The sequence below is a fragment of the Cupriavidus sp. 22TCCZM04-2 genome (assembly GCF_057798895.1).
Genome location: NZ_JBYOJS010000001.1, coordinates 439113 through 461861 on the forward strand (window position 1 = coordinate 439113; position 22749 = coordinate 461861).

The following is a 22749-nucleotide window of genomic DNA, read 5'->3' on the forward strand; positions in this document are numbered from 1 at the left end:
GGAAAATGCCAAAGGCATTGCAATGCACGTGACTGGCCCACGCCGGCACGCTAGCGCCAATGTGCGCCACGCCGCTGTGCGCATCCCCACACGGTACCATCAGCGGCCGTCCGATTCCCGCCACACCCTTCCGGGAGTGGGGAATCCGCCAGCTTGACAGTAAATGGGTTTGCCAGAAGAATCGGTCGCACACCGGGTTCAGGCCAGCGAGTCAAGCAAAAGGGCCGGACCTCGTGATCCGTGAGCAGGGAGGCTTACGAACCAGTGGCGACGATACTGGCACACAATAACCAGAAGCGTTGCCACGCGATTCACCCATGCTGCGTCATTGCCGTCCGCATCCCGAAGGGAAGCGGCGGCCTGGCGCCGCAGCGCGTGTCATCCAGCTGGCCGCAGGCTTCCCCGCTTTGAAATCTGCTATTTCGTTGGGGGAGTATATGGCAAGCGGTATCGTCAAATGGTTCAATGACGCCAAGGGCTTCGGGTTCATCAAGCCGGACGAAGGCGAGGAAGAACTGTTTGCGCACTTTTCGGCAATCCAGATGGCGGGCTTCAAGACGCTCAAGGAAGGCCAGCGCGTCTCGTTCGAGGTGACCCAGGGCCCCAAGGGCAAGCAGGCCACCAACATCCAGGACGCGCAGGGCTGAAGTGCGCCGCGACTGCACCCGGGCCGACAGAGTTTCGGGGTAGTCACCAAGGATGCGGGGGGAAACTCCCCCGGAACGGGATCCGCGAAAACAGCATGGCCTCCGCCCTCAGGGCCGCGGCAATGCCGTTGCACGGCTCTCAGCTGCACGCTACCGCATCGGACGAAAAGCCCGGCCTCGCGCCGGGCTTTCTGCATTCTGCGGCCGTGCGCCGTGCCGCAATACCCTGCCCGGATCCCGACGTCGCTCATCGGCGTTAAAAAGCCCCGGTCGCCGCATTGCGGCGCCGGGGCTTTCGCACGCAGACGCGCGCGCCTGCCGGGCCAGTGGATCACATATTGTCGATCATCACCTGGCCAAAACCTGAGCACGACACCTGCGTCGCGCCTTCCAGCAGGCGGGCGAAGTCATACGTCACCTTCTTCGACAGGATCGACTTTTCCATGGAAGCGATGATCAGGTCGGCCGCCTCGGTCCAGCCCATGTGGCGCAACATCATTTCCGCCGACAGGATTTCCGAACCCGGATTGACATAATCCTTGCCGGCGTATTTCGGCGCCGTGCCGTGGGTGGCTTCGAACATGGCCACGGAGTCGGACAGGTTCGCACCCGGGGCGATACCGATGCCGCCGACCTGGGCCGCCAGCGCGTCGGAGATGTAGTCGCCGTTGAGATTCAGCGTGGCGATCACCGAGTATTCGGCCGGACGCAGCAGGATCTGCTGCAGGAAGGCGTCGGCAATGGCGTCCTTGATGACGATATCGCGGCCGGTCTTCGGGTTCTTGAACTTGCACCACGGGCCGCCGTCGACCAGCTCGGCACCGAATTCCGCCTGGGCCAGCTCATAGCCCCAGTCACGGAACCCGCCTTCCGTGAATTTCATGATGTTGCCCTTGTGCACCAGCGTGACCGACGGCTTGTCGTTGTCGATAGCGTACTGGATGGCCTTGCGCACCAGGCGCTGGGTGCCCTGCTTCGATACGGGCTTGACGCCGATCCCCGAGGTTTCGGGAAAGCGGATCTTCTTTACGCCCATCTCGTTCTGCAGGAAGGCGATCAGCTTCCTGGCCTGCGGGCTTTCGGCTTCCCACTCGATACCGGCGTAGATGTCTTCTGAGTTCTCGCGGAAGATGACCATATTGGTCTTCTCCGGCTCGCGCACCGGCGAAGGCACGCCCTTGAAATAGCGCACCGGGCGCAGGCACACATACAGGTCGAGCTGCTGGCGCAACGCCACGTTCAGCGAACGGATGCCGCCACCGACCGGCGTGGTCAGCGGGCCCTTGATCGAGACCACATATTCCTTGAGCACGTCCAGGGTCTCGTCGGGCAGCCACACATCGGGGCCGTAGACCTTGGTCGACTTCTCGCCGGCGTAGATCTCCATCCACGAGATCTTGCGCTTGCCGTCGTACGCCTTGGCCACTGCCGCGTCCACCACCTTGATCATCACCGGGGTGATATCCCGGCCCGTACCATCGCCTTCAATGTAAGGAATGATCGGTTGGTCCGGGACATTCAGCGAAAAATCCTGGTTGACCGTGATCTTCTCGCCAGCCGGGACCTTGATGTGTTGATACATGACGTCTCCAGTACGGAACGGTTAAGACAGCCGCCCGGCACGCACGGCCCGGCAGCAAAATGAGCGAGGCGGAGCGAAGGCATTGTAGCCGGAGGCCCGGGGCCGCCTGCGTTGCGCCGCACCACGTCAGTCTTATATAAGACACAAGACTAACCACTAATTATGCAGCAATTCCGGGCGATCTGCCACGCTGGAAGCGCCGATCAGGGAACGCCGGGAATCGCCCCGGCTCCGGCATACTGCTGCCCCATGACGTTGATTGCCCTGAACAAGCCTTTTGGCACCATGAGCCAGTTTTCCGAGCATCCCTCGCGGCCGACGCTGGCCGAGTGGATCGCGACGCCTGGCGTGTACCCGGCCGGCCGACTCGATGCAGACAGCGAGGGGTTGCTGCTGCTCACCGATGACGGCGGCCTGCAGGCGCGGATCGCCGATCCCCGCCACAAGCTCGCCAAGACCTACTTCGCGCAGGTAGAGGGCATTCCCGACGAGGCCGCCCTGGCGCGCTTGCGGCAAGGCGTCGACCTCGGCGATTTCCATACCTTGCCGGCCAAGGTCCGCGTGGTCGAGGAGCCGTCGTGGCTCTGGCCCCGGCATCCGCCCGTGCGCTATCGCGCGGCGATCCCGACCAGCTGGCTCGAACTGCAGATCCGTGAAGGCAAGAACCGCCAGGTCCGTCGCATGACCGCTGCGGTAGGTTTCCCGACGCTGCGCCTCGTGCGCGCGACCATCGGCCGGCTTGACCTGCGCGCACTGTCGTTGCTGCCGGGGCAATCCTGTGTCGTGGCGCCGGACCTGCTTGGCCTGCCCGTCGCCCGCGCGCCACAGCCTGCCCCGCGCGGGCCGGGCGCCGGCAACAAGGGTCGCGTGCGTTACAAAAACTAACACCGGGTACGTCAACGCAGCGGGCGGTGTCCTCGTTGTTGTCGGTGACGCGTCCAATTGCGCGCCAACTTTCCGACTACAGTCACTCTTCGAGGTAATCGCAATGAAAAAACTGATCGCTGCCCTGGTTGTTGGTCTGTTCGCCACGGGCGCTTTCGCCCAGGCTTCGGCTCCGGCCGCCGCTGACGCAGCTCCGGCCGCCAAGGAAGCCCCGAAGGCCACCAAGAAGAAGAGCTCGCACAAGAAGCACCACTCGAAGAAGGCCGCTTCGGCTGCAGCCGCTTCGGCACCGGCCGCACAGTAAGCACGCGGCCGCGCCGGATCTCCGGCGCACGTGCGAAAGGCAGGTTGCCCGGCAACCTGCCTTTTTTTGTATCCACCGCGCCGCCGTGCGGACGTCGCTCAGTCTGCCCGTGCGTGCGTTATGCTTGCGCCTGCCATTGACCCCCCGCCGCATTGCCATGCGAATCCTGACCAAGACCCTGCTTTCCCGCTGCATCCTGTTGGCCGCCACCGTCACCGGGCTGGCCCACGCACAGAGCGCCCTGCCCGTGGTGCCTCTCACGGCCGGGATGTACGCCATTCAGGCAGAGGTCGCGTCGACGCCTGCGGCGCGCGAGCAGGGGCTGATGTACCGCAAATCGATGCCGGCCAATGCCGGCATGCTGTTCGTGTTCGAGCAGAAGGCCGGACACTGCTTCTGGATGAAAAATACGGACCTGCCGCTGTCGATCGCCTTCCTGGCCGATGACGGCAGCATCGTCAATATCGAGGACATGGCGCCGCAGACGCAAGACAATCACTGCCCCAAGGCGGCGATCCGCTACGCACTCGAGATGAACAAGGGCTGGTTCGCGCAGAAGGGCATCCGGGCCGGCGCGAAGATCGGCGGGCTGCCGCAGGCGCGCTGAGCGCCGCCGGCGGCCTCGCACCGCGCCGGCATTGCACCGGCGCGGGTACGGGAATCAGTCCCGGAAGTTGTTGAAGTCCAGCGGCGCCTCGGACACGTCCTTGCGCAGCAACGCGATCACGCCCTGCAGGTCGTCGCGCTTGGTGCCTGACACCCGCACGGCGTCGCCCTGGATGCTGGCCTGCACCTTGATCTTGCTGTCCTTGATCATGCGCACGATCTTCTTGGCCAGGTCGCCGGTCACGCCTTTCTTGATGGTGACGACCTGCTTGACCTTGTCGCCGCTGATCTTCTCGACCTTGCCGTAGTCGAGGAAGCGCACGTCGACATTGCGCTTGGCCATCTTGTTGATCAGCACATCCTTGACCTGGCCCAGCTTGAAGTCATCGTCGGCGAAGGCGGTCAGTTCGCCTTCCTTTTGCTCGACCCGTGCGTCCGAACCCTTGAAATCGAAACGCGTCGAGATCTCCTTGTTGGCCTGTTCGACCGCATTCTTGATCTCGACCATGTTGGCTTCGCACACTACGTCAAACGACGGCATTGCATTCTCCTTTTCGCTTGCCTGCACGGCGTCCGGGCCCGGTTCGGGCCACGCCGGCACTTCCGTATAATCCAGCCTGCCTCGCACCATGAGGCGCCAGGCCGCGCTGTGGCGGCCGCATCACCTCTAGCTTGCATGGCAGATTTCCACGAATTTTATCCCCTGCGCCGCCACAATACATTCGGATTCGATGTCCGCGCGCGCTACGCCGTCCATGTCCGCAGCGAAGCCGACCTGCTGGCCGCGCTGGAAGACCCGCGCGGCCGGGGCCTGCCGCTGGTGGTGCTCGGTGGCGGCAGCAATGTCGTGCTGACCGGCGATCTCGACGCGCTGGTGTTGCTGATGGAGATTCCGGGATACCGCGTGGAGACCGGCACTGACGCATGGCGCGTCACCGCCGGTGCCGGCGAAAACTGGCATGGCCTGGTCTGCCGCACCATTGCGGACGGCCTTCCTGGCCTCGAAAACCTCGCGTTGATCCCCGGCACCGCCGGCGCGGCACCCATCCAGAACATCGGCGCCTATGGCGTGGAACTGCGCGAGCGCTTTGCCGGCCTGCGCGCGCTTGACCGCCAGACGATGCGCTTCGTGGACCTTGACCTGTCACGGTGCGCCTTCGGCTACCGCGACAGCCTGTTCAAGCAGGCGGGCCGCGACCGCTACATCATCACTGCGGTCACGCTGCGGCTGCCGCGCGACTGGCAGCCTGTGCTCGCTTATGGGGAACTGGCACGGGAACTGGAAGGCAATGCCGCACCTGACGCCGCAACGATCCGCGACGCGGTGATCGCCATCCGCTCGCGCAAGCTGCCGGATCCCGCGCAGATCGGCAATGCGGGCAGCTTCTTCAAGAATCCGCTGGTCAGCGCCGAGCAACGGCGCGCGCTGGTGGCCAGCCACCCCGACCTGGTCAGCTATGCCCAGCCGGACGGCACGTTCAAGCTGGCCGCCGGCTGGCTGATCGACCGCTGCTGCTTCAAGGGGGTCAATGACGGCCCGGTGGGCGTCTATGGCAAGCAGGCGCTGGTGCTGGTGCACCATGGCGGCGGGACTGGCGCAGCGTTGCTGGCCCTGGCCACGCGCATCGCCGATACGGTCCAGGCCCGCTTCGGCGTGCGTATCGAGCCGGAACCGGTCGTGCTCTGACCGGCTCCGTCGCCACGATCAGGCGAAGTGGCAGACGTAGTCGAGCGTTTCCTGCACTTCGATATCGAAACTGCTGTTGCCCGGCACGCTGAACTGCTGGCCGGCGCCATAGGTCTGCCAGTCTTCCGAGCCCGCCAGGCGCACGCGGCACACGCCCGCGTTGACTTCCATGATCTCCGGCGCGCCGGTGTTGAAGGTCAGCGTCGCCGGGAAGATCACGCCCAGCGTCTTGCGCGTGCCATCGGCAAACAGCACCGTGTGGCTCACGCACTTGCCGTCGAAATACAGGTTGGCCTTCTTGACGACCGATACGTTGTCGAACTGGCTCACTTCCATCTCCTTGATTGCATTCATGTGGATGCGGTCACGTAAAAAGAGGGGCCATCATGGCCCCTCCCCTTGTGCCTGCCGGCGCGTGCTTCAGTAGCGGCCGCAGAGCAGGTATTCCATCAGCGCCTTCTGCACGTGCAGGCGGTTTTCCGCCTCGTCCCAGACCACGCTCTTCGGGCCGTCGATCACGGCGGCCTCGACTTCCTCGCCACGGTGCGCGGGCAGGCAATGCATGAACAGCGCATCGGGCTCGGCGCGGTCCATCATCGACGTGGTCACCATCCAGTCCTTGAAGGCGCGCTTGCGCGTTTCGTTCTCGGCCTCGAAGCCCATGCTGGTCCACACGTCGGTGGTCACCAGGCTCGCGCCCTGGCATGCCGCCAGCGGATCGTCGAACACCTTGAGCTGGCCTGCGGCCGATGCCGTCACCATCGCCGGATCAAGCTGGTAACCCGGCGGCGCCGAGAAATTGAAAGTGAAGCCAAGCCGCTCGGCCGCCTGGATCCATGTGTAGGCCATGTTGTTGGCGTCGCCGATCCATGCCACGGTCTTGCCGCGGATGCTGCCGCGCTGCTCGATGTAGGTGAACACGTCGGCCAGGACCTGGCACGGGTGGTATTCGTTGGTCAGGCCATTGATGACCGGCACGCGCGAATGCGCGGCAAAGCGTTCGATGATGTCCTGCCCGAACGTGCGGATCATGATGATGTCGACCATGCGCGAGATCACCTGCGCCGCGTCTTCGATCGGCTCGCCGCGGCCCAGCTGCGAATCGCGCGTGTTCAGGAACACCGCGTGGCCGCCGAGCTGGTGGATGCCGGCTTCGAACGACAGGCGCGTACGCGTCGAGTTCTTCTCGAAGATCATGGCCAGCGTGCGGTCGTGCAGCGGATGCCAGGTTTCGTAGTTCTTGAACTTGGCCTTGAGGATCCGTGCGCGGTCCAGCAGGTACTCGTACTCATCGGGAGACAAGTCGCTGAACTGGAGGTAATGCTTGATCGGGGTTGAGCTCATAAAACAAAGAAGGCGGCCCGGAGGAGACACGCCGTCATGAACCTGCATGACAGAAGCGCGTCGCGGAGCCGCCTTTCGCGTCGCATACGCAATTTACGTGCAACGATCATAAGGGATTATTTCTGCTTTGGCGAGCCCGGAAGAACCCGCCTCGGCACCTGCTGACAGGTTCCCGACAGGTTTTCGGGCTTATGCGCAAGTCTTATATAAGATATAATACTGGCTGATTCACGCGGGGCCCGGCATACCCTTGCCGCTGCCCGCCGCCGGCATCAAAAGTGCCCCCGCAGACACCGACGCCCCGCCACCCCGGCCTGGAAAGAGCGAACCAAACACTCGCCGGCCGCGTCAAACGGGCGCCCGTTCCGCGGGTTTTCCGTCGAGTCACCTCGCCTCACCCGCAGTCGCCCAGTCTCATGAACCCCAATGTTCGCGAATACTTCATCCAAGGCATTACCAAGGAAGGCAAGACCTTCCGTCCAAGCGACTGGGCTGAACGACTCTGCGGCGTCATGGCGCAATTCCGCCCGGAAGGCGATACCGGCGATCCCCGCCTGACCTATTCCCCGTACGTGCGCCCGATCTTCTCGGGCAACGTCAAATGCGTGGTGGTCGATGTGCGCCTGCGCGAGATCGAACCGAAGGCGCTCGACTTCGTGCTGAATTTCGCGCGCGACAACAACCTGCAACTGGTCGAAGCCTGCTCGCTGGAATAAGACGACTGGGCGCCGCGCGCAGCGGCGGCCGGAAAATAAAAAAGCTCGTCATCCGACGAGCTTTTTTATTGAGACGGGCACTTTGCAGTACCGTCGGGGCCGCCGGAGCGGCCCAGGCAACTATCAGGCAGCCATGGCCTTGATAGCAGCCGACAGACGCGACTTGTGACGTGCAGCCTTGTTCTTGTGCACGATCTTCTTGTCGGCAATGCTGTCGATGGTAGCTTGCGAATTCTTGAAGATTTCAGCAGCAGCAGCCTTGTCGCCGGCGTCGATGGCCTTGCGGACGGCCTTCACGGCAGTACGCAGGCGCGAGCGCAGGCTGGAGTTGTGAGCGTTTTGAGCAACGGCTTGGCGGGCGCGCTTGCGTGCTTGTGCGGAATTTGCCATGTAATTAAATATCCTGAATTCAGATGCGTGCCGCGGGGGACACAACAATTAAGTCATATCAAGCGACCCGGGATGCACTGACACACGAATCCGGAACGCAGCTGTCCTTGTGAATCGGCAATTATACACACACGCCGAAGCCACATGCAAGACCGGGCTCGGTATACCAAGCTGGGCCGGAGTTGCAGCCAAGCCGATCCGTATAATAGGCGCCACTTCGCCGCACGCGGCGTGTCGCTGCGGCAACTTTACCGCGCGCCGGGCGTCTGAACCGCCATCCGCGCGCCTGCACGCAATGCGCGGCACGCACGCCGCCATGCCCGCCAGCCCGTACCAGCCCGATCCACCGCTTCCCGCCGACTCACCTTGAACCTGCTCAAAGCGCTCGCCACCATCAGCAGCCTGACCATGCTCTCGCGCATCACGGGCCTGGTGCGCGAAATCATGATTGCCCGGGCCTTCGGCGCCTCGGACATGACCGACGCCTTCAACGTGGCGTTCCGGATCCCCAACCTGCTGCGGCGCATCTTCGGCGAGGGCGCGTTCTCGCAAGCCTTTGTGCCGATCCTCGGCGAATACCACGCCAAGCGCGGCGACGCGGAGACCAAACACCTGATCGACGCCGTTGCGACCATCATGACCTGGGCGCTGATGGGGGTGTCGTTATTGGGCGTGATCGGCGCGCCGCTGGTCATGACCATAGTCGCGACCGGCTTCCGCGGCCAGGGCGAGACCTATACGGCGGCCGTCTTCATGACCCGGGTGATGTTCCCGTATATCGGCCTGATCTCGCTGGTGGCGCTGGCGTCCGGCATCCTGAACACCTGGCGCAAGTTCGCCGTGCCGGCGTTCACGCCGGTGCTGCTGAACCTCTGCCTGATCTTCGCGGCGCTGTTCGTCGGCCCGCGCATGGCGCAGCCGATCTATGCGCAGGCGTGGGGCGTGCTGGTCGGCGGCATCCTGCAACTGCTGATCCAGGTCCCCGCGCTCAAGCGCCTGGGCGCCATGCCGCGTGTGACTTTCAGCGTGCGCAAGGCCTGGGCCGATCCCGGCGTGCGCCGCATCCTCCGGCAGATGGGTCCGGCACTGCTGGCCGTGTCGGTGGCGCAGATCAGCCTGATCATCAATACCAACATTGCCTCGCGCCTGGCTGCCGGCAGCGTGTCGTACCTGACCTATGCCGACCGGCTGATGGAATTCCCGACCGCGCTGCTCGGCGTGGCGCTCGGCACCATCCTGCTGCCAAGCCTGTCGAAGGCGAGCGCCCAGGACAATCGCGCCGAATACTCGGGCCTGCTCGACTGGGGCCTGCGCCTGACATTCCTGCTGGCGGTGCCGTGCGCGGTCGGGCTCTATGTCTTCGGCGCGCCGCTGACGTCGGTCCTGTTCAACTATGGCAAGTTCGACGCGCACGCCGTCGAGATGACACGGCAGGCGCTGGTGTCCTACGGCACCGGCCTGCTTGGCCTCATTGTCATCAAGATCCTCGCGCCGGGGTTCTATGCGCGCCAGGACATCCGCACGCCGGTGAAGATCGCCCTGGTGGTACTGGTCATTACGCAGGCCTGCAACTACGTGTTCGTGCCGTGGCTGGGCCATGCGGGCCTGGCGCTGTCGATCAGCGTCGGTGCCACCATCAACGCCCTGTTGCTCTTTGCCGGCCTGGTCCGGCGCGGCTACTACCGGCCCGCGCCCGGATGGGGACTGTTCCTGGCCCAGTTGTTCACCGCGGTGCTGCTGCTGTCGGGCCTGCTGCTCTGGTTCGTGCGCAACTTCGACTGGGTCGGGCTGGGGGCCACGCCGCTGCTGCGCATCGCGCTGCTGGCTTCCTGCCTGGTACTTGCAGCGGTGGTCTACTTCGGTACACTGTGGCTCATGGGACTGCGATACGCCGCCTTCAAGCGCCGGACGGTCTAGGGCTCGTTCACCGACGGAACGGGCCGTAGCACCCAAGTGAGCGCCAGGGCACGGCACGGCCGTGCCGCATCAGGAATCCGCAATGACAAGTACGAAAGTCCTTGATTACTTCGCCAGCCTGGTGGCGGACGAGAACGGCATCCCCCTGACTGAAACCGCACTTTCCATCGCGCAGGACGCCTTCCCCGACCTGGATCTTCAAGCCGAACTGGCCGCGCTGGATGTGCTGGCGCTGCGCCTCAAACGCAGGATTGCCGAAGGTACTCCGGCCATCCAGCGGCTGCGCCTGCTGAACCACTTCTTCTATCGCGATCTCGGTTTTGGCGCCAACGCCAACGACTACTACGATCCCGACAACTCGTACCTGAACGTGGTGCTGAAGCAGCGGCGCGGCATCCCGATTTCACTGGCCGTGCTGTACATGGAGCTTGGCCAGCAGATCGGCTTGCCGCTCAAGGGCGTGTCCTTCCCGAACCATTTCCTGGTGCGCATGACGATCCCGGCCGGGGAAGTCATCCTTGACCCCCTGAGCGGCGAGACCCTGTCGAAGGAGCAGCTGCAGGAAATGCTTGACCCGTACCTGGAGCGCGAGGGGATTTCCGATCCCGGCCAGGTGCCGCTTGGCCTGTTCCTGCAGGCCGCCAGCCACCGCGAGATCATTGCGCGCATGCTGCGCAACCTGAAGGCGATCTACCTGCAGGAATCACGCTGGCAGCGGCTGCTGGCGGTGCAGAACCGCCTGGTGATCCTGCTTCCCGGATCGATCGAGGAAGTGCGCGACCGGGGCCTCGCCTATGCCAACATGGAATGCTTCCGGCCGGCGCTGGAGGATCTGGAGGCCTACGTAAAGGCACGCCCGGATGCCGCGGATATCGCCCAAATCCGCGACCGAATGCCGGCCCTGCGCATGATGAGCCGCAGCCTGAACTAGGACCGCGGCAGCGCTGGGCTCAGCGCTCGACGCTCGACGTGCTGCGCTTGTTGCCGCGCACGAGCTTCCACATCCCGCCCAGCACCAGCGGCACGACGGCCGCGCCAATGCCAGCCAGCACGATCAGGTTCAGGTACTGCTTGATGAACGGCAGGTTGCCGAAGAAGTAGCCCGCGAACACCAGTCCCGCGACCCACGCCAGCGCGCCGATCACGTTGAAGAGCTGGAAGCGCCCGAACGTCATCTGCGAGACGCCGGCCACGAACGGCGCGAACGTACGCACGATCGGGACAAAGCGCGCCATCACCAGGGTCTTGCCACCGTGACGCTCGTAGAAGTCGTGCGTGCGGCGCAGCGCCTTCTGGTCTAGGAAGCGCCATTGATGGTCGAACACCTTCGGACCGATCCAGCTCCCGACCCAGTAGTTCACGGTGTTGCCCGAGATCGCCGCGGTCAGCAGCAGCCCGATCAGCGCCCATTCGTTCATGGCGCCCGTGGCGCAGAACGCACCCGCAATGAACAGCAGCGAGTCGCCCGGCAGGAATGGCAGCACCACCAGCCCGGTTTCGGCAAACACGATCGCGAACAGGATGGCGTAGACCCAGACGCCATACTGCTGGATGACCGTGCCGAGGTATTTGTCGACGTGCAACAGCATGTCGATGAGCTGCAGAGCGAGATCCAAGTCTTTCCCCGTTGTGTTGTAGGTTGATCCAACAAGCGCGACATCATACAAGAGCCGCCCGACGCTTCGGTCACCCGGCGGCCCGGAAGCGGTCATCCCGCGTGTGGCACGGCACGTATAATCGCCGCATGCCAGCCTCCGCCTCCCGAACCGCGCAGCCGCCGCGCCCGATCCGCCCCCTGCCCGACCAGCTCATCAGCCAGATCGCCGCGGGTGAAGTCGTGGAACGCCCGGCCTCCGTGGTGAAGGAACTGCTCGAGAACGCGCTCGACGCCGGCTCCAGCCAGCTCGGCATCCGGCTTGAGGAAGGCGGCGTGCGGCGCATCGTCATCTCGGACAACGGTTGCGGCATCCCCGCATCCGAACTGCCCGTGGCCCTGATGCGCCACGCCACCAGCAAGATCGCTTCACTCGATGAACTCGAGGCCGTGCTGACCCTCGGCTTCCGCGGCGAGGCCCTGGCCTCGATCGCTTCCGTGTCCCAGCTGTCGCTGACCAGCCGTACCGCAAATGACCCGCACGCCACGCTGGTCAGTGCCGATACCGGCGCCTTGCAGCCGGCATCTGGCGGAGTCGGCACAACGGTGGACGTCCAGCATCTCTACTTCAACACTCCGGCGCGCCGAAAGTTCCTCAAGTCGGAACAGACCGAGCTGGGGCATTGCCTGGAAATGGTCCGGCGCGCGGCGCTGGCTCGTCCCGACGTGGCGATCTCGGTCCACCACAATGGCAAGCCGCTCGAACACTGGAACGCCGGCGATGTGGCCACGCGCACGGCGCAGGTGCTCGGCAGCGATTTTGCCCGGGCCCGGTTACCGCTCGATGAAGCGGCCGGCGATCTCCATCTCTATGGTTTTGCCGGATTGCCCACGGCCTCGCGCGGGCGGCCGGACCAGCAGTACTTCTTCGTGAACGGCCGCTTCGTGCGCGACAAGCTGCTGAACCACGCGGTGCGCAGCGCCTACCAGGACGTGCTGCATGGCGACCGTTTCCCGTCCTACGTGCTGTGCCTGGACCTGCCGCCCGAGATGGTGGATGTGAACGTCCACCCGTCGAAGATCGAGGTGCGCTTCCGCGAATCGCGCGCCGTGCACCAGTTCGTCTATCACGCCGTGCAGCGCTGCCTGGCGCGCCAGGCCGGAGAGAATGGCGACAGCCTGCACAGCGGCACGGACGACGAGCCGGTGCCCGCGCCGGGCGCCATCCGGCTGCAAGAGCCACGCGCGCCCTACGGTGCAGCGGGCAGCGGCAGCCAGTGGATCAACTATTCGGCGGCGCGCCAGACCGAACTTGGCATCGCTCAGCCACGCCAGGCCTATCTGGGGATGGTGCGTGGCGCCACGGCGCCGCGGCCTTATATGCCGTCGTCCCAGCCTCCCGCATGGCTGGCCGATGCGCAGGCCGCGCGGGCCGATGAGCCGCCCGGCCTGCTCGACGGCATCGCCGTGGCCCGGCCACTCCCGCCCGCCGCGGACGACGCCGCGCAGGACACCGACGATCACCCGCTCGGCTATGCGATCGCCCAGCTGCATGGCGTCTACGTGCTCGCGCAGAATGCGCGCGGCCTGGTGCTCGTCGACATGCACGCGGCGCACGAGCGCATCCTGTACGAGCAGATCAAGGACGCGCTTGATGCGCGCGATCTCGCCGTGCAACCGCTGTTGCTGCCCGTGACCCTGCCGGCAAACCCGGTGGAGATCGGCACGGCCGAGGAGCATCGCGATACGCTGGCGTTGCTCGGTTTCGACATCGCGCCGGTATCGCCGACCACGCTCGCCGTGCGCGCCGTGCCGGCTTTGCTGCAGCAGGCCGACGCCGAGGCGCTGGCGCGCGACGTGCTGCGCGACCTGAACGCCTACGGCGGCTCCCGCGTGCTGGCCGAGCGTCGCAACGAACTGCTGGCCACGCTGGCCTGCCACAGCGCGGTGCGCGCCAACCGCAAGCTCACGATAGAAGAGATGAACGCGCTGCTGCGCCAGATGGAGCAGACCGAGCGCGCCGACCAGTGCAACCACGGCCGCCCGACCTGGGTCCAGCTCAGCGTGGCCGAGCTGGACCGGCTGTTCCTGCGCGGCCAGTAAGGCCGCCCTCCCGCACCACGTCCTGCCCTGCCTGAGTCCTGACCTGATGTCCGCCTTGCCGTCGTCCGCACACCCGCCCATCGTCTGCCTGCTCGGCCCGACCGCCTCCGGCAAGACCGCCGCCGCGCTGGCCCTGGCACAGGAGGCAGCCGTGGAAATCATCAGCCTGGATTCGGCGCTGGTCTATCGCGAGATGGATATCGGCACCGCCAAGCCCACGCCCGACGAGCTGGCCGCGGTGCCGCACCATCTGATCGACATCATCGATCCGGCCGACAGCTACTCCGCCGCGCAGTTCGTCGCCGACGCTGAACGGCTGATCGGCGAGATCCGCGCGCGCGGGCGCCAGCCGCTGATCGTCGGCGGCACCATGCTCTACTACAAGGCGCTGACGCAGGGCCTGAACGACCTGCCCCAGGCCGATCCGGCCGTGCGCGCCGAACTCGACGAACTCGCCGCCGCACGCGGCTGGCCAGCGCTGCATGCCATGCTGGCGGAAGTCGATCCGGTCACGGCGGCGCGGCTCGCGCCCAACGATGCCCAGCGCATCCAGCGCGCGCTGGAGATCCACCGTTTGTCCGGGCAACCGATGTCCGAACTGCTGGCGCGCCAGGCAGACGGCCGCGCCTTCACGGGCGCGGCCGACCAGCGCTACCGCGTGATCGCGCTGGAGCCGTCGGACCGCGCCGTGCTGCACGCGCGCATTGCCGCGCGCTACGACGCCATGCTGGCCGGCGGCCTGATCGAGGAAGTCGAACGCCTGCGCCGGCGCGGCGATCTGCACCCGGGCCTGCCGTCGATCCGCTGCGTGGGCTACCGGCAGATCTGGGAATACCTGGACGGCGATTGCAACTACCCGGCCATGCGCGAACGCGGCATCGCGGCCACGCGCCAGCTTTGCAAGCGCCAGCTCACATGGCTGCGCAGCACGCCGGAACGCTTGTCCGTCGATTGCCTCGCGCCCGACTACGTCGCGCAGGTTGCGCGGCTGGCCGGGATGTGACGCAGCGGCGATAATCGTCGTCTGTCCCGCACCATGCCCTGCCCCATGCCGTCTCCTTACTTTGCCATCCGCCCCGCCGCGCCTGCCGACTGCACCACGCTGTTCCGCCTGATCTCGGACCTGGCCGAGTACGAAAAGCTGACCCATCTGGTCGAAGCCACGCCGCAGAAGCTTGAACACGCGTTGTTTGGCGCGCAGCCGCAAGCCGAGGCCGTGCTGGTCGAAGCCCATACACCAGATGGCACACGGCCCGTCGGCTTCGCGCTGTTCTTCCACAATTTCTCGACCTTCCTGGCCAAACCCGGCCTGTATCTCGAAGACCTGTTCGTCGAACCGGCCTGGCGCGGCCATGGCCTTGGCAAGGCGCTGCTCAGGCACCTGGCGGCGCTGGCGGTGGAGCGCGGCTGCGGCCGCTTCGAATGGTCGGTGCTCGACTGGAACACACCGTCGATCGAGTTCTACAAGGCCATGGGCGCGGACGTCATGCCGGACTGGCGCATCTGCCGCGTCACCGGCGATGCACTGGCCCGCCTCGGCGTACCGGACTGACCCGGCCTATTGCGGCAAGGCTTCGCCCTCGCCGCTGATCTGCGCTGCCACCCGCTCGATGCAGCGGATCGCTTTCACCGCCATCGGCGACGGCGTGCGGTGGCGCAGGTTCACAATACCCATGCCGGCCTGCAACGCGGGAAATCCCTCCACCGCCAGCGCGACCAGTTGGCCGGAAGCCAGCTCCGCCCTGACCGAGGCATCGGTCGCGCCAAGCACCATGTCGGTGGACAAGGTGACCGCCCGGATCACGGCAAAGTCGTCGCACTCAAGCGCCAGCACGGCGTCGTGGCCGGGCGGCAGTCCAAGCGCCCGGGAGAACGCCGCCGTCACCACGCGCGGCGCCTTGACGCTCGCGACCCCATACTGCCAGGCCTCGCCGATCGTGCAAGCCGTACCGGCCAGTGGATGCCCCGCGCGGACAAAGAAGCGCCCGGACTGGGCCGGCAGCGGACGCACTTCCAGCGCCGCGTCCTCCGGCAGGTCGCGCACGTCGGCGACGAAGAACTCGATGTCCTCCGCGCGCAAGCGCTCCAGCAACAGGACCCAGTTGCTCTCCTCGACCCGCAGCGAGACCTGCGGATGCTGGTGCCGAAGCTCCGACAGCACGCGCGGCAGCAGCGTCGCGGCCGGAAACGGTCCGACGCCGAACGCCGTGTCGCCAAGCTGGGTGTCCCGGTAAAGCTCGACATCGCGCTGCATGCAACGTGCCTCGAACAGCAGCCGGCGCGCGCGCTCGAGCACGAATTCCCCGGCCGGCGTGGGCCGGATATCGCCCGCTTCGCGCTCGAACAGCCGCACGCCGAGATCACTTTCAATGGCCTGGATGCTGCGGCTGAACGCGGGCTGGCTGAGGTGAACCTGCTCCGCCGCGCGGGCGAAGTGCAGCGTATCGGCAAGCGCGACCACATGGCTGAGCCGGCGGAGATCCATGGGCAACCTCATTGCGCAAGACACATTGGGATAATGTCCATTATGCATTGGACGCATCGGCAGCGCCAACCTAGAGTTTCCGCACAACCAGCATCGAAGAGATCGGAGACAGCCCGCATGAACCTGCAGCTACAGAACCTGCTGATCGGCAGCATCATCCTTGGCTTTGCCGTCATGGAATTTGCCACGCGGCGCTACCAGCAAGGCGTGCGCGCCGACGCCAACGACACCAAGCTCGAAGTGCTGATGTTCGTCAGCCTGGTCGCCGTGACGCAGCCGTTCGCGCTGCTGGGCGCCAACTGGCTGTGCAACTGGCTCATGCCCGACATGCGCGGTGCATGGTCCCATCTGCCGTGGTGGGCGATGACGGCGATCCTGCTGGTCGCCGACGACATGACGCAGTACTGGTGGCATCGCGCATCCCATTCGCCGTGGTTGTGGCCGCTGCATCGCGCGCACCACTCGGCGTCGTACATGAGCATCCGCGTCACGTACCGGAACAACTTCTTCTATTACCTGATGATGCCGGGGCTGTGGAGCGCGGGCGTGCTGCTGTACCTGGGCTTCGGCAAGGTCTATGCCGTGTACATCGTGGTCAAGATGCTCGTGATCCTCGGCGCGCACTGTGCCTGGCGCTGGGACGAGCCGCTGTACCGCATCCGTGCGCTGCGCCCGCTGATGTGGGTGGTGGAAAGAACCATCTCCACGCCGGCCACGCACTGGGCCCACCATGCGCTGACCAATGCCGACGGCATCGGCCACTACAAGGGCAACTTCGGCAACCTGCTGTTCATCTGGGATATGCTGTTCGGCACGGCGCACATCACCCGCCAGTACCCCGCGAAGGTCGGGCTGGAGGATGACCGCCGCTTCGGCGCCGAGCACTGGGCCGCGCAGATGTTCTACCCGTTGCGCCACTCGCAGCGCCAGCATACGGCGCTGCGCTTCGGCGGAAAGGCTTACGGCGACCAGGACGCCGCCTCCGACGCCACGGCCGCTGGCAATCCCTGACGCGGACAACGCATCGGGACGCCTTCACGCCTCAACCGGAACCAATCAACAGGAGACCCCGTGGGTGCCATTGACCTGCCAGCCGATCACGTGGTGATGCCGGAAGAATTCCAGGCCTGTTTTGCGCGTCAGCGGCAGGCCTATCTCGCCGACCCCGAGCCAGGCCATGCGCAACGGATTGCCGACCTGACCATGCTGTCGCGCATGCTGAAGGAAAACCGCGCGCACATCGTCGAAGCGATCGCGCGCGACTACGGCAGCCGCTCCGAATTCGAGACCCTGTTCGCGGAGTTCTTCGTCGCGCTCGAATCGATCCGCGACGCCCGCAAGCAGTTGCGCAAGTGGATAAAGCCGCAACGGCGCCATATCGACAGGCTGATGTACCCGGGTGCGCGCAACCGCGTCATCCCGCAGCCGCTGGGCGTGGTCGGGGTCATCGTGCCGTGGAATTTTCCGCTCAACCTAGCCTTCTGCCCGCTTGCGGCAATTTTCGCGGCTGGCAACCGCGCCATGGTCAAGATGTCGGAGAACTCGCGCCACCTGGCGCAGTTGCTGGCGCGCATCAGCCCGCGCTACTTCCCAGAAGACAAGTTGAAGTTCTTCGAGGACGGCGGCGGGCGCGGACCGGCCTTTTCTTCGCTGCCCTTCGACCACCTGCTGTTCACCGGGTCGGGCGCCACGGGCCGCGCGGTCATGGCCAATGCGGCGCGCCATCTCACGCCGGTCACGCTCGAACTGGGCGGCAAGGCCCCGGCGATCGTGGCATCGGACTTTCCAATCCAGGCCGCCGCCGAGCGCATCCTGTGGGTCAAGCTGTTCAATGCCGGGCAGATTTGCACCAATGTCGACTACGTCTTCCTGCCCGAGGGCGCGGTGGACGCGTTCGTCGCGCATGCCAGGCGGCTGGTTGCCGAGCGCTTCCCCGACCTGACCAGCAACGACTACACCGCCATCATCGACCAGCGCGCCTATGACCGCCTGCATGCGACGCTGGAGGATGCCAGGGCAAAGGGCGCAACGATCGTCGAGCTGGCCACCGGCGACGCCGCGGCGCGCAAGTTCGCGCCTTGCCTGGTGCTCGATCCCCGCGAGGACATGCTGGTGTCGCAACGCGAGATCTTCGGGCCGATCCTGCCCATCCGCACCTATCGCGACCATCAGGAAGTGGCCGACTACATCAACGCGCATGACCGGCCGCTGGCGATCTACCCGTTCACGCATGACAAGGCGCTGCAGCGGTACTACATCACGCACGTGATGTCCGGTGGCGTATCGGTGAATGACGCGCTGCTGCACGTGGCGCAGCATGACCTGCCATTTGGCGGTGTCGGGCCGAGCGGGATGGGGCACTACCACGGCCGGGAGGGGTTCAATACCTTCTCCAAGCTGCGGCCGGTGTTTTATCAGGGGCCGGTGTCGCTAGTGCAGAAGCTGTTTCAGCCACCGTATGCAGGAAGGGCCCTGAAGCTGATGAATCTGCTGACCCGGCTGAAGGGATAGCGTTTCGGCCCCGGGCTTGTTGCCGGGATGTCCGGTGCCCCTCGCCTGAAAATCAAAAAGGGCACATGCCATGCATGTGCCCTCTTCAACTTCCTGTTCGATCACCGGCTGCCGGCCGCAAGGCCGGCCTTCGGACCGTCAGACCACCACGGTCTGCGCCTGGCCTTCCGCGCGCTCGCGGATCTCGCCGATCTGCCACACGGCTTCGCCGGCAGCCTGCAGGTGACGGATCGCGCGTTCGGCATCTTCCTTCGCGACGATCACCACCATGCCGATACCGCAGTTGAACACGCGATGCATTTCGTCGTCCGCCACGCGGCCTTGCGCCTGCAGCCACTGGAACAGCGGCGGCAGCGTCCAGGCGTCGCGGTGGAGCACGGCCGTGGTGTTCTGCGGCAGCACGCGCGGCACGTTTTCGGTCAGGCCGCCGCCGGTAATGTGGGCCATGCCCTTGACCGGCAGCGTTTCGATCAGCGACAGCAGCGGCTTCACGTAGATATGCGTCGGCGCCATGATGGCGTCCTGCAGGCGCTGGCCGTGGAAGTCCGCGTTCAGGTCCGGCTTGGCCACTTCGATGATCTTGCGCACCAGCGAATAGCCGTTCGAGTGCGCGCCCGACGAAGCCAGGCCCAGCACCACGTCGCCCGGGACAATGGTGGTGCCGTCGATGATCTTGCGCTTTTCCACCGCGCCGACCGCGAAGCCGGCCAGGTCGTATTCGCCGTCCGGGTACATGCTCGGCATTTCGGCGGTCTCGCCGCCGATCAGCGCGCAGCCCGACAGTTCGCAGCCGCGGGCGATGCCCTGGATCACGGTGGCGGCGGTGTCCACGTCGAGCTTGCCGCAGGCGAAGTAATCGAGGAAGAACAGCGGCTCGGCGCCCTGCACCAGGATGTCGTTCACGCTCATGGCCACCAGGTCCTGGCCCACGGTGTCGTGGCGGTTCAGCTGGAACGCCAGCTTGAGCTTGGTGCCCACGCCGTCGGTGCCCGACACCAGCACGGGCTCCTGGTACTTCTTCGACAGCTCGAACAACGCGCCAAAACCGCCGATGCCAGCCATTACGCCTTCGCGCATGGTCCGCTTGGCAAACGGCTTGATGCGGTCGACCAGGGCATCGCCGGCATCGATGTCAACACCGGCATCGCGGTAGGAAAGGCCTGCCTGGCCGGCGGTCGGGGAAGCGCTCATGGGAACCTGCTTGTGTCAGAGGAGATAAAGTGGTGAATTCGCCGCTCCGGCGGCCCCAGCAGCAGCAGGGGGCGGGCGCGAGTCCAGTAGAATCGCGATTTTAACGGATACAGGCGCCCGGCTACCAGTTTCGCCATTCCATCCTATGCGCCCACCGATGAACGCTCCCCTGCTGAACCAAGAGACCAAGCGCGTCCTGCTGTGGATTGTGGTTGCCGCTGGCCTGTTTGCGGCCATCGTCGCGCTTGCGCCGATTCTGACGCCGTTCCTGCTCGCGTTCATCTTTGCGTACATCCTGACCCCGGGCGTCGACTGGCTCCAACGCCGGCGCATACCGCGTGCCGTCGGCGTGACGCTGATGATCCTGCTGCTGCTGGTGATCGGCGTGGTGCTGGTACTGCTGCTGATCGCCGTGCTCCAGCGGGAAATCCCCCAGGTCCGCGAACAGTTGCCGGTGCTGCTGAAGAAGCTCAACGCCGTGGTCGCGCCGCGCCTGGCGGACTTCGGCGTGCGCGTGCGCTTCGATTTCCCGGGCCTGCGCAGCATGCTGTCGGATCGTTTCTCGGCCAGTCCCGAAGACCTGCTGGCGGTGTTCCTGAACTATGCCAAGGTCTCGGGCTCGGCCCTGATCGAAGTGGCCGGCATGCTGTTCATCGTTCCCATCGTCATGTTCTACCTGATGATGGACTGGCACATGGTGATGCGGCGCATCGAAGGCCTGGTGCCGCGCCGCTGGGTGCCCAAGGTGCGCGAACTCACCGGCGAGACCGACGTGCTGCTGTCGCAGTACCTGCGCGGCCAGATCCTGGTGATGGTGATCCTGGCCTCGATCTATTCGATCGGGCTGACCGTTGCCGGCTTTGACGTTGGCGTACCCGTGGGCGTGTTCACGGGCCTGGCGGTCTTCATTCCCTATATCGGCTTCGGCGTCGGCCTGGTGCTGGCGATCCTGGCCGCGCTGCTGCAGTTCGGCGACTGGTATGGGCTGGCGGCAGTCGCGGTCGTGTATGGCATCGGCCAGTTCGTCGAGAGCTTCTACCTCACGCCGCGCCTGGTCGGCGAGCGCATCGGGCTGCACCCGCTGGTGGTGATCTTCGCCCTGCTCGCCTTTGGCCAGCTGTTCGGCTTCTTCGGCGTGCTGCTGGCGCTGCCCACGTCCGCCGTATTGCTGGTCGGCGCCAGGCAACTGCGCCGCGCGTACCTGGCCAGCGACCTTTATCGGAAATAACGGAAGCAACGGGAAAAATGACGGACAATAGTCGGCTTGAGCCGATTCCAAGCGCACCGCGCGAGCTGTCCCCAGCAAGCAAGCCATACGTCATGTCCCCGCGTCCCAAGCAACTTTCGCTCGAGCTTGGCAGCCCCCCGCCTTCGACCTTCGACAATTTCGTCGTGGCTTCGAACCGCGAGGCGGTGCAGCGCCTGCACGACCTGCCCAATGCGGTCGCGCAGGAGCGCGCCGTGGACCGGCTGGTCTACCTGTGGGGCGAAGTGGGCTGCGGCCGCACGCACCTGCTGCACGCCGTATGCGAAGCCACGCCGCAGACCGGCATCAACTGCCGCTACCTGAGCCCGCACCACCCGCTGTCGGATTTCCTGTTCGATCCGTCCTGCCAGCTCTATACGGTGGACGATGTCGACCTGCTCGACGAAGCGCGCCAGATCGCGGTGTTTTCGCTCTACAACGAAGTCCGCGCGCACGTGCGCACCGCGCTGGTGGTGGCCGGGGGCCTGGCGCCGCGTGCCATGCCGGTCCGTGAAGACCTGCGCACCCGGCTGGGCTGGGGCCTGGTCTACCAGGTGCAGCCGTTGTCGGACGAAGACAAGATGTCAGCTGTGCTGCAAGCGGCACGCGAACGCGGACTGCAGCTTTCACCGGAGATCACCCACTGGCTGGTGACCCGCCATTACCGCGACATGCCCAGCCTGATGGCGCTGCTCGATGCGCTCGATACGTACTCGCTGGAGCGCAAGCGCCCGGTGACCTTGCCCCTGCTTCGCGAGATGTTCGCGGAGTTCCGGGAATAATCGCCATTTGCTTCGTTCCGGCCGGAGCGGTCGCGCGGGCCACGTTGCCGACCGGTCTCCTCCCTTAAGGTAAAATCGCGCCCCATGAATCTGGCACTCTTTGATCTCGACCATACCCTGATCCCGACTGACAGCGACCACGAATGGGGCCGCTTCCTGGTGCGCCAGGGCGTTGTGGACGAGGAATCCTACCGCAGCAAGAACGACGAGTTCTATGGCCACTACAAGGCCGGCACCCTGGATATCCAGGCTTTCCTGCGCTTTGCGCTGGCGCCGCTGGCCGCCAACTCGCGCGACCGGCTCGACGCCCTGCGCCAGCGCTTCATGCATGAAGTGATCGACCCCGTCATGACGCCGCAGGCCCGCGCGCTGGTCTACAAGCACCTGGAAGCCGGCGACCTGTGCGCTGTGGTCACGGCCACCAACAGCTTCGTCACGGCGCCGATCGTGGCGGCGTTTGGCATCAAGCACCTGATCGCCACCGAACCGGCAACGGTCGACGGCAAGCCGGAAAGCCAGTTCACCGGCGAGGTCGACGGCGTGCCGAGTTTCCGAGAAGGCAAGATTACCCGCGTCGACGCCTGGCTGAAGAGCCAGGGCGCGCACTGGAACGATTTCAGCACCACCTACTTCTACAGCGACTCGGCCAACGACCTGCCGCTGCTGGAAAAGGCCAGCGAGCCCATCGCCACCAACCCGGATGATCGCCTGCGCGAGCATGCCGCCGCCGCGGGCTGGCGCATCATGGATCTGTTCTGA

At 65.3% G+C, this 22749-nt stretch carries 24 protein-coding genes; 16 read left to right on the plus strand and 8 right to left on the minus strand.

What is annotated here, in order from left to right; all coding sequences use genetic code 11:
• Window positions 1–437: 437 nt before the first annotated feature.
• Complete coding sequence (locus AC3FKG_RS02005) at window positions 438–647, plus strand: cold-shock protein (protein WP_483709152.1); 210 nt, start codon at window positions 438–440, stop codon at window positions 645–647.
• Window positions 648–978: 331 nt separating this feature from the next.
• Here the strand turns inward: AC3FKG_RS02005 and icd are convergent, their stop codons facing one another.
• Window positions 979–2229 carry an NADP-dependent isocitrate dehydrogenase gene (icd, locus tag AC3FKG_RS02010; protein WP_488742301.1) on the minus strand — a complete coding sequence of 417 codons (1251 nt, stop codon included), beginning with the start codon at window positions 2227–2229 and terminating at the stop codon, window positions 979–981.
• A gap of 249 nt (window positions 2230–2478) precedes the next feature.
• Here icd and AC3FKG_RS02015 point away from each other — a divergent pair, with 249 nt between their 5' ends.
• The 3 genes from AC3FKG_RS02015 to AC3FKG_RS02025 all read left to right on the plus strand — a co-directional run bounded on the left by AC3FKG_RS02015 (window position 2479) and on the right by AC3FKG_RS02025 (window position 4025).
• Entirely contained in the window at window positions 2479–3114 is a 636-nt protein-coding gene (locus tag AC3FKG_RS02015) for a pseudouridine synthase (RefSeq protein WP_488742302.1), read from the plus strand.
• Window positions 3115–3217: 103 nt separating this feature from the next.
• Window positions 3218–3418: a hypothetical protein gene (locus tag AC3FKG_RS02020; RefSeq protein WP_483709158.1), complete on the plus strand. Its 201-nt coding sequence runs from the start codon at window positions 3218–3220 to the stop codon at window positions 3416–3418.
• Between the two features lie 157 nt (window positions 3419–3575).
• The gene (locus tag AC3FKG_RS02025) at window positions 3576–4025 is read left to right on the plus strand and encodes a DUF192 domain-containing protein (RefSeq protein ID WP_483709160.1); all 450 of its coding nucleotides are present in this window, start codon (window positions 3576–3578) and stop codon (window positions 4023–4025) included.
• A 54-nt stretch (window positions 4026–4079) separates the two neighbouring features.
• Here the strand turns inward: AC3FKG_RS02025 and AC3FKG_RS02030 are convergent, their stop codons facing one another.
• Window positions 4080–4565 carry a YajQ family cyclic di-GMP-binding protein gene (locus AC3FKG_RS02030; RefSeq protein ID WP_483709162.1) on the minus strand — a complete coding sequence of 162 codons (486 nt, stop codon included), beginning with the start codon at window positions 4563–4565 and terminating at the stop codon, window positions 4080–4082.
• Window positions 4566–4700: 135 nt separating this feature from the next.
• On the opposite strand from AC3FKG_RS02030, the gene murB reads away from it, so the two are divergent.
• Window positions 4701–5711: a UDP-N-acetylmuramate dehydrogenase gene (murB, locus tag AC3FKG_RS02035; protein WP_488742303.1), complete on the plus strand. Its 1011-nt coding sequence runs from the start codon at window positions 4701–4703 to the stop codon at window positions 5709–5711.
• An 18-nt stretch (window positions 5712–5729) separates the two neighbouring features.
• On the opposite strand, the gene ppnP is transcribed toward murB, so the two are convergent.
• Both ppnP and argF read right to left on the minus strand, forming a co-directional pair.
• The gene (gene ppnP / locus AC3FKG_RS02040; RefSeq protein WP_483711532.1) at window positions 5730–6041 is read right to left on the minus strand and encodes a pyrimidine/purine nucleoside phosphorylase; all 312 of its coding nucleotides are present in this window, start codon (window positions 6039–6041) and stop codon (window positions 5730–5732) included.
• Between the two features lie 90 nt (window positions 6042–6131).
• Window positions 6132–7055, minus strand: coding sequence for an ornithine carbamoyltransferase (gene argF / locus AC3FKG_RS02045; RefSeq protein ID WP_488742304.1), 924 nt, complete (start codon window positions 7053–7055; stop codon window positions 6132–6134).
• Between the two features lie 416 nt (window positions 7056–7471).
• Here argF and AC3FKG_RS02050 point away from each other — a divergent pair, with 416 nt between their 5' ends.
• Window positions 7472–7771 carry a DUF3579 domain-containing protein gene (locus tag AC3FKG_RS02050; RefSeq protein ID WP_011298910.1) on the plus strand — a complete coding sequence of 100 codons (300 nt, stop codon included), beginning with the start codon at window positions 7472–7474 and terminating at the stop codon, window positions 7769–7771.
• A gap of 123 nt (window positions 7772–7894) precedes the next feature.
• Here the strand turns inward: AC3FKG_RS02050 and rpsT are convergent, their stop codons facing one another.
• Entirely contained in the window at window positions 7895–8161 is a 267-nt protein-coding gene (rpsT, locus tag AC3FKG_RS02055; RefSeq protein WP_011298911.1) for a 30S ribosomal protein S20, read from the minus strand.
• Window positions 8162–8527: 366 nt separating this feature from the next.
• Here rpsT and murJ point away from each other — a divergent pair, with 366 nt between their 5' ends.
• Complete coding sequence (gene murJ, locus AC3FKG_RS02060) at window positions 8528–10078, plus strand: murein biosynthesis integral membrane protein MurJ (RefSeq protein ID WP_488742305.1); 1551 nt, start codon at window positions 8528–8530, stop codon at window positions 10076–10078.
• Between the two features lie 82 nt (window positions 10079–10160).
• Window positions 10161–11009, plus strand: coding sequence for a SirB1 family protein (locus tag AC3FKG_RS02065; protein ID WP_483709167.1), 849 nt, complete (start codon window positions 10161–10163; stop codon window positions 11007–11009).
• Window positions 11010–11028: 19 nt separating this feature from the next.
• On the opposite strand, the gene AC3FKG_RS02070 is transcribed toward AC3FKG_RS02065, so the two are convergent.
• Entirely contained in the window at window positions 11029–11682 is a 654-nt protein-coding gene (locus AC3FKG_RS02070) for a VTT domain-containing protein (protein WP_483711533.1), read from the minus strand.
• Window positions 11683–11822: 140 nt separating this feature from the next.
• On the opposite strand from AC3FKG_RS02070, the gene mutL reads away from it, so the two are divergent.
• From mutL to AC3FKG_RS02085, 3 genes are read left to right on the plus strand one after another with little or no spacing between them, the layout of a single operon-like run.
• Window positions 11823–13775, plus strand: a complete 1953-nt coding sequence (mutL, locus tag AC3FKG_RS02075) for a DNA mismatch repair endonuclease MutL (RefSeq protein WP_488742306.1) — start codon at window positions 11823–11825, stop codon at window positions 13773–13775.
• A gap of 46 nt (window positions 13776–13821) precedes the next feature.
• Entirely contained in the window at window positions 13822–14778 is a 957-nt protein-coding gene (miaA, locus tag AC3FKG_RS02080) for a tRNA (adenosine(37)-N6)-dimethylallyltransferase MiaA (protein ID WP_488742307.1), read from the plus strand.
• A 45-nt stretch (window positions 14779–14823) separates the two neighbouring features.
• A complete protein-coding gene (locus tag AC3FKG_RS02085) occupies window positions 14824–15327 on the plus strand; it encodes a GNAT family N-acetyltransferase (protein WP_488742308.1) in 504 nt (167 codons plus the stop codon).
• Between the two features lie 6 nt (window positions 15328–15333).
• Here AC3FKG_RS02085 and AC3FKG_RS02090 read toward each other — a convergent pair whose 3' ends face one another.
• Window positions 15334–16260, minus strand: coding sequence for a LysR family transcriptional regulator (locus AC3FKG_RS02090; protein WP_483709172.1), 927 nt, complete (start codon window positions 16258–16260; stop codon window positions 15334–15336).
• Between the two features lie 117 nt (window positions 16261–16377).
• Here AC3FKG_RS02090 and AC3FKG_RS02095 point away from each other — a divergent pair, with 117 nt between their 5' ends.
• Together AC3FKG_RS02095 and AC3FKG_RS02100 are read left to right on the plus strand one after the other, a co-directional pair.
• A complete protein-coding gene (locus AC3FKG_RS02095) occupies window positions 16378–17271 on the plus strand; it encodes a sterol desaturase family protein (RefSeq protein ID WP_483709173.1) in 894 nt (297 codons plus the stop codon).
• 60 nt (window positions 17272–17331) lie between these two features.
• The gene (locus AC3FKG_RS02100; RefSeq protein ID WP_488742309.1) at window positions 17332–18771 is read left to right on the plus strand and encodes a coniferyl aldehyde dehydrogenase; all 1440 of its coding nucleotides are present in this window, start codon (window positions 17332–17334) and stop codon (window positions 18769–18771) included.
• Between the two features lie 138 nt (window positions 18772–18909).
• Here AC3FKG_RS02100 and purM read toward each other — a convergent pair whose 3' ends face one another.
• Entirely contained in the window at window positions 18910–19962 is a 1053-nt protein-coding gene (gene purM, locus AC3FKG_RS02105; protein WP_483709176.1) for a phosphoribosylformylglycinamidine cyclo-ligase, read from the minus strand.
• A 157-nt stretch (window positions 19963–20119) separates the two neighbouring features.
• Here purM and AC3FKG_RS02110 point away from each other — a divergent pair, with 157 nt between their 5' ends.
• The 3 genes from AC3FKG_RS02110 (at window position 20120) to AC3FKG_RS02120 (ending at window position 22749) form a co-directional block, all read left to right on the plus strand.
• A complete protein-coding gene (locus AC3FKG_RS02110; protein ID WP_483709177.1) occupies window positions 20120–21190 on the plus strand; it encodes an AI-2E family transporter in 1071 nt (356 codons plus the stop codon).
• 92 nt (window positions 21191–21282) lie between these two features.
• Window positions 21283–21990, plus strand: a complete 708-nt coding sequence (gene hda / locus AC3FKG_RS02115; protein ID WP_483709178.1) for a DnaA regulatory inactivator Hda — start codon at window positions 21283–21285, stop codon at window positions 21988–21990.
• An 84-nt stretch (window positions 21991–22074) separates the two neighbouring features.
• Window positions 22075–22749: a histidinol-phosphatase gene (locus tag AC3FKG_RS02120; protein WP_483709179.1), complete on the plus strand. Its 675-nt coding sequence runs from the start codon at window positions 22075–22077 to the stop codon at window positions 22747–22749.